General features: G+C 74.0%; 9 protein-coding genes. 2 read left to right on the forward strand and 7 right to left on the reverse strand.

What is annotated here, in order from left to right; all coding sequences use genetic code 11:
• Positions 1-8: 8 nt before the first annotated feature.
• Entirely contained in the window at positions 9-3038 is a 3030-nt protein-coding gene (gene lanM, locus ACTMS2_RS17350; protein WP_441176297.1) for a type 2 lanthipeptide synthetase LanM, read from the reverse strand.
• A gap of 77 nt (positions 3039-3115) precedes the next feature.
• On the reverse strand, positions 3116-3295 hold the full coding sequence (locus ACTMS2_RS17355) for a mersacidin/lichenicidin family type 2 lantibiotic (protein ID WP_157747182.1): 180 nt from the start codon (positions 3293-3295) through the stop codon (positions 3116-3118).
• A 361-nt stretch (positions 3296-3656) separates the two neighbouring features.
• On the opposite strand from ACTMS2_RS17355, the gene ACTMS2_RS17360 reads away from it, so the two are divergent.
• Positions 3657-6254 (forward strand): AAA family ATPase, encoded by a 2598-nt coding sequence (locus tag ACTMS2_RS17360; RefSeq protein ID WP_441176298.1) that lies wholly within the window; start codon positions 3657-3659, stop codon positions 6252-6254.
• A gap of 197 nt (positions 6255-6451) precedes the next feature.
• A complete protein-coding gene (locus tag ACTMS2_RS17365; RefSeq protein WP_441176299.1) occupies positions 6452-8035 on the forward strand; it encodes a DHA2 family efflux MFS transporter permease subunit in 1584 nt (527 codons plus the stop codon).
• A gap of 137 nt (positions 8036-8172) precedes the next feature.
• Here ACTMS2_RS17365 and ACTMS2_RS17370 read toward each other — a convergent pair whose 3' ends face one another.
• The 5 genes from ACTMS2_RS17370 to ACTMS2_RS17390 all read right to left on the reverse strand — a co-directional run bounded on the left by ACTMS2_RS17370 (position 8173) and on the right by ACTMS2_RS17390 (position 14113).
• Positions 8173-9738 (reverse strand): hypothetical protein, encoded by a 1566-nt coding sequence (locus tag ACTMS2_RS17370; protein ID WP_441176300.1) that lies wholly within the window; start codon positions 9736-9738, stop codon positions 8173-8175.
• A 118-nt stretch (positions 9739-9856) separates the two neighbouring features.
• A complete protein-coding gene (locus ACTMS2_RS17375; protein WP_441176301.1) occupies positions 9857-10921 on the reverse strand; it encodes a hypothetical protein in 1065 nt (354 codons plus the stop codon).
• A gap of 270 nt (positions 10922-11191) precedes the next feature.
• The gene (locus tag ACTMS2_RS17380; protein WP_441176302.1) at positions 11192-12091 is read right to left on the reverse strand and encodes a bile acid:sodium symporter family protein; all 900 of its coding nucleotides are present in this window, start codon (positions 12089-12091) and stop codon (positions 11192-11194) included.
• Positions 12092-12235: 144 nt separating this feature from the next.
• Positions 12236-12724 carry a hypothetical protein gene (locus ACTMS2_RS17385; protein WP_441176303.1) on the reverse strand — a complete coding sequence of 163 codons (489 nt, stop codon included), beginning with the start codon at positions 12722-12724 and terminating at the stop codon, positions 12236-12238.
• Positions 12725-12853: 129 nt separating this feature from the next.
• A complete protein-coding gene (locus ACTMS2_RS17390; RefSeq protein ID WP_441176304.1) occupies positions 12854-14113 on the reverse strand; it encodes a ricin-type beta-trefoil lectin domain protein in 1260 nt (419 codons plus the stop codon).
• Between the last annotated feature and the right edge of the window lie 11 nt (positions 14114-14124).

The following is a 14124-nucleotide window of genomic DNA, read 5'->3' on the forward strand; positions in this document are numbered from 1 at the left end:
GCGCCGCCTCACGGGGCACCCGCCAGGGTCAGCAGCGACGGGACGCGCTGCGGCTCCGCCAGCCGCATCAGCTGGTAGCCGATGCCGGCCAGCCCGGTCATCAGCTCCGGCGAGTCGAGCCCGGCCGGGTTGGCGCAGCGCCACCCGTGGGCGGTCACGTCGCGCAGCACGCCGTCGACGACCGCGTCGACCGCCGCCGGGTCCGCCCCGGCGAGCAGGGGCAGGTCGAGGTTGCCGAGGTCGCCGTGGCACAGGCTGTGGTTGCGTCCGAAGCCGTGCGTGAACGTGGTACGCAGCGCCACCGCGATCTCGGCGTCGAGGCCGTCGACCTGCGGCAGCGGGCGGCGGGACAGCGCCCGCCGGATCCGCACTCGCGACAGCCCGATGCCGGGTGCGCCGTGGCACCAGGCGTTGCTGAGCAGGCCGGGCCGGCGCAGGTCCGCCCAGTTGCCCGAGGCCGGGTCGTACAGCGAGCGGTCGAACTCCAGGGCGCGGCGTCCCGCCTCGGCGTAGCGCTCCACGCCGGTGACGCTCCACAGCTCGAACAGCGCCGTCGCCATCCCGGCGGCGCCGTGCGACAGGCCGCCCAGCCGGAGCGCGGCGGGCAGCGCCGCCACGAGCCGGTCGCCGAGGCGACGCGCCAGTTCGACCGCGCGCTGCGGCTCCGCGCCGCACGCCAGCACCGCGAGCACCGCGCCGGCCAGCCCGTCGACCACGTCGGCGTCGCCGGCGTCGTCGGCCAGCGCCGCCAGCCGGGTGAGCGCCAGGTCCAGCCCGGCGCGGGCGGTCGGGTCGTCGCCCCACAGGGCGGCCAGGTGACCGTACGCGTAGCACGGGCCGCCCCAGCCGTTGAACGCCCCGACGGCGGTCAGGGGGAACCCGTCGGCGCGCAGCCGCTCGCCGAGCCGGCGGGCGATCCCGGCGGCCAGGTCGGTGAAGTCCTCGTGCCCGGTGACCTCGCCCAGGTACCCGTAGAACAGGGCCAGGCCCGACAGGCCGTCGTAGAGGCCGGCCCCCATCGGCACCGGCGCCCAGCGGGCCCCGGCGGTGGGACCGAACGTGAACCACGTCCCGCCGTGGGCCATCGCCGCGACCCGCTCCCCGATCTCGGCGGCCCGCGCCAGCAGCGGGCGGAACGTCGACGGCTCCGCCGGCACCGGCCCGGGACGCCAGCGGACCTCGGCGTGCGGGGCGTCGGGCGTCTCGGCCAGGGACGCGAACGTGGCGCGGATGAGCCACACCTGCCGCTCCCGGTCGGCCCCGCCCAGGCCGGCGATGCGACGCAGCGCCTCGTCCAGCGCCGAGCCGGCCAGGGCGCCGGGCAGCCGCCGGTCGCGGCCGGCCCACAGGTCGCGCGAGCCCACCCGGGCGGTGAACAGCGGCGTGTCCCCGGCCGCCAGGTCGGCGCGTTCGGCGGCGATCGTCGCGGCCAGCACGGGCAACTCCTCCACGCCGACCCAGAGCCAGTCCAGCAGCCGGTCGCGGTCGAGGGCGTCGCGCAGGTGGTCGGTGTGCAGCAGCGCCTCCTGGAGCCGGGCGTAGGTGCGCGTCGGGCGCAGCACCACCCGGATCTCGTCGCCGGCGAAGGCGCGTACCCGGTCGGCCAGCACCCCGGCCTCGGCGCTGAGCACGTCGTACGCGCGGCGGAAGCCGGCGACGACGTCGGCCTCGTACGCCCGCAGGTCCGCCGGCCGGACGCCCTCGACGGCGACCGGCGCCCCGTGCCCGACGTGCACGCCGGGTACGTGCAACTGCATCTCGTCGGTGCCCGCGCCGAGCCACTCGGCGCAGTTGCACGCACCCGCCTCGCCCGCCGGTGGCTCGCCGGCCGGCAGCAGACCGACGGCGAGGACGCAGGACGCGACAGCCCCGCCGTCGGCGGCGCCGCGACCGCGCTCCAGCGCCGGGGTGAACAGGGTCTCCAGGTCGACGAGCACCGGGGTGTCGCCGGCGCCCACCACGTTGCCGGGATGGCAGTCGCCGGCGCCCAGCGCGTGCAGCAGGGCGAGCAGGCTGCCGTAGTGGCGGGCGTAGCGGGGCAGCGACGTCGGTGCGGCGGCGGCGACGAACTCCGTCCATCCGTAGCCGTCGCGGGTCAGCACCCCGAAGGGGCGCAGGCCCAGGTCGGCGTCGCGCCGGGCGAGCCAGCCCAGCAACCGCTGGAAGCGGGCGTCCACGGCGAGGTCGCGGGGCTTGTAGACCACGCGCGAGCCGTCGTCGAAGCGGGCGACGCACACCCGCCGCCCGCCCCGGTGGGCGTCGCCGGCGGGCGTGAGCCCGGTGAGCCGTGCGTCCGGGCGTACGCCGAGGGCCGGCGCGATCGCGGCCCAGTCGCCGTGCAGCCGGCGCAGGAACTCGATGGTGGACGAGGCCCAGGCGTCGACCACGGTCAGGAGCTGGCGGGCCAGCACCGGGTACTCGGTGAGGAAGTCCATCGCGACGCGGGGCTGCGCCATCCGGGCGAAGAAGGTGGCGAAGCGCCGCGCCGGCGTCGGCCCGGTCAGCTCGCCGCGTACGCGGGCGACGTTCAGTTCCAGCACGCTCGCGCGGCTGAGCAGCCGGACCAGCTCGTCGAGCAGCTCGGCGAGGCCGAGCGCGTCGACGGCGGCGGGGTCGACGGGCGTGGCGGGGCCGGCCAGCTCCGCCGCGGCCTCGCGCACGCGGCGGCGGGCGTCGGCGAGCAGCGGGGCGGCGACGACCAGCGCGTCGTCGAGCGGGCGGCCCGGCAGCCGCTCCGGGCGCCAGTCGTCGGGGGCCGGCCCGGAGTACAGGCGCCGCAACCGTCGTGACCACTCCGGGGGGCGCGCGAGCCGGGCCGCGATCGCCGCGGCGGGCTCGTCGAGCAGGCGCAGCAGGACGTCCTCGTCGCACGCGTCGGCGGCGAGGCGGCGCTGCCAGGCCCCGGCGGTGGCGAAGGCCTGCGAGTCGCGCCACCGGGAGAGCCGCCAGCGCGCGCGGTCGGAGACGGGGTACGCGCCGGCCCCGTCGACCGGGACGCGCTCGGTGAGCGAGAGGGCGGGTAGGAACCCAACGGTCATCGCCGATCCTCGGGTGCGGGGCGGGGCCGGAGCCCGGCAGCTCGCCGGGCTCCGGCGCGGTCGCCGTGATGGACAGGTCAGCAGGGCGACATGCAGTGGCAGCACTTCTCGGTGTGCCCGTCGATCGGCGGCATGCCGCCGGCGACCGTCTCCAGCTCCTCGCGGCTCAGCTCGACCAGGCCGACGGGGTGGTCGGGCGACGCCTCGCCGCGGTGGTACTCGTCCTTCCAGGCACGGACGACGTCGGTGATCGACATCAGGTTCCTCCTTGGTCGCGACCGGCGGCCGGGTGCCGCGGTCCGTCCCTTCGAGACTGGCCGGGGGCGCGGGCCGGGGCGTGAGTAGCGGCTACTCCACCGCAGTCGCGAACCGGTCACCGCCGACCGCGCGCGGCGACGTGCGCGACGGTGTCTGAAACCTGACGCCACGTAGGAGCGCCTTGCTGAAAGATAGCTACATGCGCAGGTCAGCATGCGTACGCGGGCGCCGGCGGGGCTACTCAGGGCCGGAGGATTTCGGTACTCAACCATCGCGGTTGCCCTACCGTCATCCCGGCCGACAACCTCGTGCGCCGCTGACAGCGTCTGTCACGGCAGACGTCTTGTGGGGAGGGACTCGTTGTCCACACCATGGCCACTCGTCGGGCGGCGGCGGGAGCTGGACCGGCTGCTCGACAGCCTCGACAGCGGCGTGACCCGCTGCACCCTGGTGACCGGGGAGGCCGGCATCGGCAAGAGCCGCCTCGCCACGGAGGTGCTGGCCGAGGCGGGGCGGCGCGGCTTCCTGGCGCTGCGGGTGACCGCGACGCCGGGCTGGCAGAGCGTGCCCTTCGGCGTGCTCGCCCAGCTCGTCGCCCAGCCGGTGGGTCCGTCGGTCGTCGAGGCCTTCCGCGACGTGACCGCCAGGCTGCGCGCCATCGCCGCCGACCGGCCCGTCCTCGTCGTCGTCGACGACGCCAACTGGCTCGACGACGCGTCGTCGGCGCTGCTCGAGCGGCTCGTGGCCGGCGAGGCGGTACGGGTCCTCGCCACCGCCCGCAGCGAGGCGGTCGCCAGCCCGGCCGTCACCGCCCTGCGCCGTCTCGGCCCCGTCGAGCGGGTGGAGCTGGCGGCGATGAGCCAGGACGAGACGGCCGAGCTGATCCAGGCGATGCTCGGCGGGCCCACCGACGGCCTGACCCTCGCCACCGTCTGGCAGGCGGTACGCGGCAACCCCCTGTTCCTGCGGGAGATGCTGCGCGGCGGGCGGCAGACCGGCGCCCTCGCCCGGCGGCGCGGCGTGTGGACCTGGCGCGGCACCCCGCTGGAACACCCGCACCTGAGCGACCTCATCGCCGAGACGCTCGGCCAGCTCGGTCCCGACGAGATCGAGGCGTTGCAGTACGTGGCGCACGGCGAGCCCGCGCCGCTGCCCGTCGTCGAGCGGCTCGTCCCGGCGCAGGTCGCCGAGCGGCTGGAGGAGCGGGGGCTCATCGAGCTGACCACCGGCGAGCAGCGCGGCCTGGTCCGGGTGGCGCACCCGCTCTATGCCGAGGCGGCCCGGGCGAGCACCGGCGCGCTGCGTACCCGCCGCATCCTGCGCGAGTTGGCGGACGCCCTGGAGGACACCTCGCCGGCCCAGTACGAGGACCACCTGCGCGTGGTGTCGTGGCGGTGCGAGGCCGACCTGGCGGTCGACGACGCGGACCTGCTGGCCGCCTCCGAGTCGGCGCTGCTGCGGCGCGGGGCCCGCCTCGCCGAGCGGCTCGCCCGGCGGGTCGCCTCACCCCGCGGCGCGCGCCAGCTCGGCCGCGCCCTGGTCGCGCAGGGGCGCGGCGAGGAGGCCGACGAGCACCTGCGCCGCGCGTACGACTCGCTGGACGACCCCCGCGACCGCGCCGAGACGGCGGCGCTGCGGGCGGTGAACCTGTTCTGGGGGCTGCGCCGGCCCGGGGCCGCCAGCACCGTGCTCGCCGACGCGGCGGCGGCGCTGCCCGCCGCCGTGCACGACGGTCTGCTGACCGCCGTCGCCGCGATGGCCGTCTTCGACGGCCGGATAGCCGAGGGGCGCGACGCCGTCACCCGGCTCGGCCAGCACCCGCCGCGCGACCCGCTGCTGGGCATGGCCGGCGCCCCGCTCCTGCCCTACCTGCTGGTCTTCTCCGGTCAGCCGGCCCGCGCCGCCGCGATGTTCGACGGCGACGAGGTCACCTTCCCGCAGGCCTGGCCCACCATGCGCGCCGCCACCCAGGCCCTGCACGTGCAGGCGCTGGTGATGTCGGGAAGCCTGACCCAGGCGACGGAGTCGGCGGAGGCCTACTACCTGGACGCGGTCGACCGCGGCTCCGCCGACGGCGTGGCCCTGCTCGCCCTGATGGTCGGCAACTGCCGCTACCACCGGGGGCGCCTGGGGGACGCGCTGCGCTGGCTGCGTGAGGCGCGTGCCCTCGTCGACGGGCACACGCTGTTCCCCATCCGGGGCTACGTCCTGTCCGTCAGTGCCTGGTTCGCCGCGCAGGCCGGTGCGGCGCGCGACGTCCGGGAGGTCCGCGACGAGCTGGGTGGGAGCTTCCCCACGCACAGCGGGCCCGCCGACTTCTGGGGCCTCGCCGAGGCCTGGACGCACGTCGCCGAGGGGCGCCTCGCCGTCGCGGCCGGGCAGCTCACCGCGCTGGCCGCGCAGGCCCGCGAGAATGGCGTACGCACCATCGCCGCGCAGGCGCTGCACCTGCTGTCCCGGGTGGCGCCGTCCACCTCGGCGGCCTCGGCGCTCCGTCAGGTCGCCGACGCCTGCGACAGCCCGCTCTTCGGGCTCTACGCCGACCTGGCCACGGCGCTGGCGGGCGCGGATCCCGACGCGCTGGAGGAGTTGGCGGCGACGTTCGGGCAGCGGGGATACACCACCCTGGAGCTGGAGGCGACGATCGCCGCCGGCGTGGCCCGGCGGCGGCGCGGCGACCACCGCGCCGCCAACGCCCACGCCGCCCGCGCCGAGAAGCTGCGCGGCCACTGCGACGCGTACTGGCCGGCCTGGTGCGGGCGGGTCGAGTCCGCGCCGAGCCCGTTGACCGGCCGGGAACGCGAGATCTGCGAGCTGGCCGCCACGGGGCTGGACAACACCGCGATCGCCCACCGGCTGCGCCTGTCGGTGCGCACGGTGGAGAACCACCTCCAGCGCTCGTACCACAAGCTGGGGGTGCGCAGCCGCCTCGAACTCGCGGGCTCGTTCCCGGGGTAGCCGCGCCGCCGGGACGACGCCGACGTCACCGCCGGGCGGGCCGCCGTTCCTGCCGGTCGGCACCGCCGTTTCTGCCGGTCGAAAATCGTCGGCCGATCGTCGGTGTCGCTCGTTAGTCTGCCTGCGGACACTGCTCGGCAGGTGACAGGTCGAGGCACGGCCCGGCGCCGGCCACAACGGGGACTTCAGGAGAATTCGTGACACAGCAATCCATCGCGACCTCGGACAAACTCGACGCCTCGGTGCTCAAGGTGGCCGGGGTCGTCGTCCTCGGCGCGATCATGTCGATCCTCGACGTGACGGTCGTCAGCGTCGCGTTGCCGACCTTCCAGCGCGAGTTCGACGCGTCGTACGCCGACGTCGCCTGGACCATGACGGCCTACACGCTCGCGCTGGCCACGGTGATCCCGCTCAGCGGCTGGGCCGCCGACCGGTTCGGCACCAAGCGGCTCTACATGATCGCCCTGGCGCTGTTCACGATCGGGTCGGGGCTGTGCGCCAACGCCGACACGATCGGGCAACTGGTCGGCTACCGCGTGCTCCAGGGCCTCGGCGGCGGCATGCTCCTTCCGCTCGGCATGACGATCATGACCCGGGCGGCGGGCCCGCACCGGATCGGCCGGCTGATGGCCGTCCTCGGCATCCCGATGCTGCTCGGGCCCATCGGAGGGCCGATCCTCGGCGGCTGGCTGATCGACATCGCGAGCTGGCACTGGATCTTCCTGATCAACCTGCCGATCGGTGCCGTGGCGCTCGTCTACGCCGCCCTGGCGCTGCCGAAGGACAACCCCGAGCCCTCCGAGTCGTTCGACTTCGTCGGCATGTTGATGCTCTCGCCGGGGCTCGCCCTCTTCCTCTACGGCGTCTCCTCGCTGCCCGACGCCGGCACGTTCGCCGACCCTGAGGTGTGGGCTCCCATGCTGGTCGGCGGAGTGCTCGTCGTCGCCTTCGTGCGCTACTCCTTCTGGCCCCGGCACCCCCTGCTCGACCTGCGGCTGTTCGCCAACCGCAACCTCACCATCGCCACGGTGACCATGTTCGTGTTCATCATCGCGTTCATGGGCGCCGGCCTGCTGTTCCCCAGCTACTTCCTGCAGATCCGCGGCGAGTCGACGCTGACCGCCGGCCTGCTGATGGCGCCGCAGGGCATCGGCGCGATGGTGACCATGCCGGTGGCGGGGATGCTGGCCGACCGGGTCCCCGTCGGCCGTACCGTGCCGTTCGCGCTGGTGCTCATCGCTCTCGGGTTCTTCACCTTCACCCAGATCGACCCGCAGACGTCGTACGTGCTGCTCTGCGGGTCGCTGTTCGTCATGGGCCTCGGCATGGGCGGCACCATGATGCCGATCATGACCTCGGCGCTGAAGACCCTGAAGGCCCACGAGGTGGCCCGCGGCTCCACCCTGGTCAACATCCTCCAGCAGATCGGTGGCTCCGTCGGCGCCGCCACGATGTCGGTGATCCTGACCAGCGAGATGAACGGCTCCCGGCAGATCCCCGGCGCCGTCGGCCCGGACGGTGAGCCGCTGACCGAGGCGAACGTCGCCATCGTCGTGCAGCAGCAGCCGGAGCTCGCCGAGCGGTTCCCGGTCGACCCGTCGCTGCTCTCCCGTGGGCTCGACTTCGCCGCCAGTTCCTTCGCCACCACGTTCTGGGTCGCGTTCGCGCTGGTGCTGCTCACGTTCATCCCGGCCGCGTTCCTGCCCCGCCGGCGTGAGCCGTCGCACCTGCTCGACGACGAGCAGCCGGGGCAGGCGAAGGCCCCTGTCATCATCCACTGACGCGCCGCCCGGGCCCCGGAAGATCGGTCCGGACGCCCGGGCCCCCGGCAACGCTGCGGGGGTCGGGCGTCCGGCGGGGGAGTCCGCCTCGTCGAGGTGGTGCCGGTGCCCGCCCGGCTCAGAGGCGTGAGCTGTTCTCAGAGGCGGGAGCTGTCGTAGACGTGGCCGGGCAGGTTGAGCCACCAGCGGGCCGCGGCCCGGCTCGGTTCGGGTGACCCCGGGTCGTCGCGTACGGCCGCCAGGATCTGCCGTTGGCCGGCGATGCCGAGGCTGTAGACGATGCCGGTGAGCGCGGCGGCCGACGGCGCGTCGCGCCGGGCCCGCCAGCGACGCGCGTGGTGCCGCAGCGCGGCCTCCCAGAACCCCCGCTCGCTGGTGCCCCGCAGGTGCCCGATCGCGAACGCGGCGGCATCGACGACGCTCCGCGGCAGCCGGGCCGCGGTGACGAGGCGCTCGACCGTCGGCCGTTCGGCCTGGCCGCCGAGCACCCGCAGGCCGGCGAGCAGCCGGACGTTGAGTTCCACGCGGTCGGCGGCGGTGGGCACGACCTCGGCCGCCAGGGCGGCGGCGAGCGACGGGCCGTACGGGGTGGAGGCGACGAGCATCGCCGCGTAGAGGCGCCGGTCACTGGCCGGATGGAGCAGGATCTCACCGATCAGCGTGAGCAGCGTCGCGTCGCGGCAGTCGGACTGCGGCTCGCGCGGCAGCCGCGCGGTCGTGGCGTCGAAGACCCGGCGGGCGACGGTGGCGGTCACGGGCGGGACCGGGTGGGGCAGCGCCGGGGCGACCTGCGGGCCGCCCAGCGGGACACCCACGCCCGCCTGGAGGGCGGCCGCGACCGGGACGGCGTCGGCGTGGAAGAGCGGGTCCCGCAGCAGATCCCTGATCCGCGGCACCAGCATCCGGCGCTGCCCGGGCGTGAAGTGCCCGAACCGCACCTTGCGGAGACAGGCGAGGAGCGCGCCCCGCAGCGCCCGGTCGTTCGTCGGGTCGTGCAGTTGCGCGAGCACGTGGGCGCTGGCGTCGGGGTGCCGGCTGCCGTCGAGGGCACCGACGGTCTCGATGAAGATCTGGTTCTCCCGGTCGGCGCCCAGCGCCGCGCAGGCGGCGACCGCCTCCCGTCCCAGCGTCTCGTGGCCGAACAGCCGGTTGAGGGCTTCGAAGCGCTGCCGCCACGGCCGACCGTGCGCGATGATCATCTCGCTGACGAGGCGCTGCGTGACGCTCTCCCGGGCGGACCTCGGGGCGATGACGAGGTGCGGGGCGGCCGTGACCAGCGCGGAGAGCCGGTCCCACCCGGCGCCGGTCATGATCTCCCGGGACAGGGCGCGGTCGAGCAGCGCGTCGAGTTCGGCCGTCGCGGCGCCGTCCGCGGCGCCGGTGGGCGCCGCGCCCGGGGATCCGGGGGTGTCGACGTAGCGCCGGATCGTGTCGACCGTCGCGGTGATCTCGCCCGGATCGAGTTCGAGGATCTCCTCGTACCGGCTGATGGCGGCCCGGCTAGGGCGGCTGCCGCCGGTCTCCCACCGCGACACGCTGCTCTCGCTCACCAGCCTCTCCCACGAACCACCGTGGAAGGCCGCCGCGAAGCGCTTGGCCCTGACCCACCGGCCGTCGGCGCCGAGGGTGCGGTTGACCCGCAGCATCCACGCCACGCGCTCGTCGAAGAAGACGCGGTCCGTACGTCGAGCTGTCAGCGACATCTGAATGCCCATCGCCTCCGTGGCCCTGCCCGGCCTGGTTCGAGTCTACGAGCGACGAGGGAGCCGGCGGGACACCCGGAAGGGCGACGCTCGCCGGCTCCGCGCCGCCAGGTACGGCCTACGGGTGCCACATGCCGTGGAGCGGGTAGTTGTTGTTCTCCAGACGCGGGCAACTGTCCGTGATCGGTCGCTCGATGTACCACTCGGAGGAGCGGAACGAGTCGGGTTCGTGGGCCAGGCTGTACTCGCACACGCCGACGCGTCCCCGGGCCGGACCGGCGTGGTTGCGCACGTCGTTGAACAGCACGTTCTGGATGCCGCTACTGCCGTCGCCGCGCGTGTAGTCCCCGTCGATGACCACGAGCCGCGCGTCCGGGTTGTCGTTCAGCCATCTCGCCAGCACCCGGCCCGCGTCGAACTGGGTGCCCGCGGTGCCGTCGCCGGAGCCGTTGCCGCAGGTGGCCATGTCGCTGTAGTTCCCCGGGTCGATCAGGAGGATGTAGTCGAGCTGCCGCCTCTCCTCCAGTGAGGCCTTGTGCAGGAAGTACAGCGGCGCGTACCGGCTCCTGCTCCACGAGGCCATCCAACCGATCGGCGTGTTCGCGGTGAACGACCTGATCCGGCTGTAGGCGCCGGCCGAGTCACACTCCCCGGCGGACCAGTTGCTGAGGTAGGCGTACCGGGTCGTGGCCGAGGTGTACCGGAAGCGGTAGGTGGTGTCGCCCGGATCGTCCTTGGGGTGGGCGTACAGGCCCACCGGGGCGGGCGGCGGTGGCGGAGGCGGCGGCGCCCCGCACTCGGGCTCGTGGGGGGTCGGCTCGTTGGCCCGGTTGGGGGTGTTCAGGTAACGGTCCGCCACCCAACCGGTCTGACCCCGGGCATCCCCGCCCGGCACGTAGACCTGGTGCCAGCGCCGGTTGGCGTACGGGCCCACGGCCTCGCCCCACGTGCCGCACATCAGCTCGATCGTGGTGCCGTAGAGCATGTACCGGGACAACACCCGGTTGACGTCGTCCATCCTCGTCGAGTTGCGCAGGTAGATGCCTGCGTACGGGTCGTTGTCGGCGTCGACCACCTGGTAGAACAAGCCGGTGCCGGCCGAGGCGGGGGTGGCACCCACCCCGGCGACCAGGCCGGCCGTGGCCATCAGGACGCTCAACGTCCCCGCTAACCAACGCTTCATGGCGGTTCCTCTCCTGTCGGGACGACCGTGCCAGGAGCGTAGGGAGACGCTGACCGCAGAGGGTGATCGATTGCACACGCGGCGCTGGGCTGCAACGGGCGGATCCCGACGGCTCCGGCGTGCCGGCCCACCGGGTCGAACACCCACCGGTGGGCACCGTCGAGCGACGCGCCGCTCCGTACCCGGAGCGGGAGAGACGCTGCGAACTCCGGCGGGTCCCGGCTACCCGCGCCGAGCCCTCGCTTCCCGTACGGGCCCGCAGCGCGCCGGTCACACCGTCGTGGCCGACGGCCGGGTGGGCTCGGCCGCGGCGCTGCCCCGGCGCGCGGCGACGAAGCCGAAGGCGGCGGCGGTGAAGAACATCAGGATGCCGTAGATCGCGGCCGGCATGGCGATGTCGGTGTTGTCGAGCAGGGCGGGGCTGAGCGCGATCGTGATGGCCAGGGTGGCGTTGTGGACGCCGATCTCGAACGACGAGGCGACGGAGTCCCGGTGCCCGACGCGCAGCAGCCGCGGCGCCGCGTACCCGATGCCCAGGCTGAGCAGGTTGAACAGCAGGGCGACGAGGCCGACGGCGCCGATGGTGGCGGCGAACTCGTCCTTGACGCCGAGCACCGCGCCGGTGATCACGACGGCGAGGACCACGACGGAGAGGATCTTCACGGGTCGCTGCATGCGCGCGGCGAACCCGGGGCGACGGCGACGGATGGCCATGCCGATCACGATCGGGATGAGCACCAGGGCGAAGACCTGGATCACCTTGTCGAACTGGAGGCCGAGCGAGCTGTCCGAACCCATGAACGCGGCGACGGAGAGGTTGACGACCAGGGGCAGCGTGAACAGGGCGAGCACCGAGTTGATGGCGGTCAGGGTGACGTTGAGCGCGACGTTGCCCTTGAACAGGTGGCTGTAGAGACTGGCCGTGCTGCCGCCCGGGGAGGCGGCCAGCAGCATCATCCCGACGGCCAGTTCCGGGCGCAGGTCGGCGGCGAGCACCAGGCCGAGGCAGATGGCCGGCAGGACCAGCATCTGGCAGACCAGGGAGATGATCACCGCCCGGGGATAGGCGACGACGCGGCGGAAGTCGGCCACGGTGAGGGTGAGGCCGAGGCCGAGCATCACGATGCCCAACGCGACAGGGAAGAGCACGAGCGACAAACCGGTACTCACGGCGGCCTCCTGATCGCGTACGCCAAGGTCCACCGGATCCTCACATCTCGATGGCGCTTCCGACACCTCCTGATGTGCGCAACCGGACGGGCCCGGCGGCCATCGGTGCGGCCGTCCGGACGACGGCGGCGTCGGACGCCCCGGTCAGGCCAGCCGGCGGGCGAGCTCACGGCGCAGCACCCCACGGCCGGGCGTCATGCCCGCGAGCGGTACGACCAACTCGTACGGCCGGCTCCGCCCGTGCCCGGCCCACTGCCACCGCCGCAGCGGAGGTCGGGTCCGGTCGGGGGCGACCGGCTCGACGACCAGGACGGACGTCAGGCGTCCACGGATCTCGGCGCGGGCGACGTTCGACCACTCGATGGCCACGGTGGCGTGGCTGGGGCCGGTCACCTCCAGGTGCTGCTCGGTGAGGCGCAGCGGCAGCCGTGGCCGGTGGGCGGACCGCTGCGTGGCGCCCAGTACGAGGAACAGCGGCAGCATCCACAGCAGGTCCCACCACTGCCGGCCGCGCGCGAGGCTGACGACGACGCCTACCGCCGCGACGGCGACGAGCCCGAGGGCCGTCGCCAGGATCCGCCGGCGCGTCGACTGTCTGAACTCGACGGTGCGGGACTCGTCGGTGGCGGTCACCCGTGGCTCCCTACCCGCCCGGTGCGAGAGCAAACAGCAGGCGGCGGGGCCGGTCGAGGCCGGGTGCCTCGGCCGACCCCGCCGCTCAGGCGGGCCGCCGACGGGTGTCGTCACCCGCGTGGGGTCGCGTCAGGCGCGCGACCACTTCTGGTTGGCGTCGCCGGTGCAGTCCCACAGTTGCAGCTTGCCCCCGTTGCCGGTGTTGCGGTCGCGCACGTCGACGCAGCGGTTCGCACTGAGGTTGACCAGGTCACCGGCGGCGTTGAGGGTGAAGCGTTGTGCCGGGTTGCCGTTGCAGGTGACGAGGTTGACCTCGGTGCCGTTCGCCGTGCCGGCCCAGGCCGGGTCCATGCACTTGCCCATCGCCCGGATCGTGCCGTCGGAGGCGAACGTCCAGGCTTGCGCGACGGTGCCGTTGCAGTCCCAGATCTGAAGCTTGGCCCCGTCGACCGGGTTGGCGCTCGGGATGTCGATGCAGCGACCGCTGAGCGCGCCCCTGATCGCGGTGGTGCCCGGCGGGTTGCCGCCCGAGGTGTAGCCCGAGACGCGTACGTAGTCGACGAGCATCTGCTGCGGGAACTGCGTGGAGGCGTCGGGGTAGCCGGGCCAGTTCCCGCCCACCGCCACGTTGAGGAGCATGAAGAACGGGTGGTCGAACACCCACCGGTTGCCGCCGAGTCGTCCCGGGTCCACCCGGTGGTACTCGACGCCGTCCAGGTACCAGACGATCGAGTTCGGTTCCCAGTCCACCCGGTAGGTGTGGAAGGCGTCGGCGAGCGGCTGGCCGATGGTGCGGCTGCCGGTGATGCCGCCGCCGCCCGAGTAGCCGGGGCCGTGGATGGTGCCGTAGACGGTGTTCGGCTCCCGGCCGATGTTCTCCATGACGTCGATCTCGCCCGCGTTCGGCCAGCCCACGCTGCCCATGTCGTTGCCGAGCATCCAGAACGCCGGCCAGATGCCCTGACCCCGGGGGATCTTGATACGGGCCTCGAAGCGGCCGTACGCCTGGGTGAACGTGGCCGCCGTGAGCAGCCGGGCCGAGGTGTACTCGCACCGGCCGTAGTGGCACTGGTAGTTGGCCGGGTTCTCCCGGCGGGCGGTGATCACCAGGTTGCCCTGGCCGTCGTGCGCGGCGTTGCTCGTGCTGTTGGTGTAGTACTGCCGCTCGTTGTTGCCCCAGCCGCCGCCGCCGATGTCGAAGCGCCACTTGCTCTGGTCGACGGGCGTGCCGGCCGGCGCGTTGAACTCGTCCTGCCAGGTGATCCCCCCGATGGCGGCCTGCGCCGGTTCGGGGTGGACCGGCACGGCGAGGGCCGTGGTGGCACCGATGATCGCGGTCGCGGCGAGGGCGAGCGCCCACGGCCGTCGACGGGTACGGACTCTGAACATGTAGGACCTCC

The sequence above is a fragment of the Micromonospora sp. SD12 genome (assembly GCF_052068495.1).
In the GTDB taxonomy this organism is placed as follows: Bacteria; Actinomycetota; Actinomycetes; order Mycobacteriales; family Micromonosporaceae; genus Micromonospora; species Micromonospora echinofusca.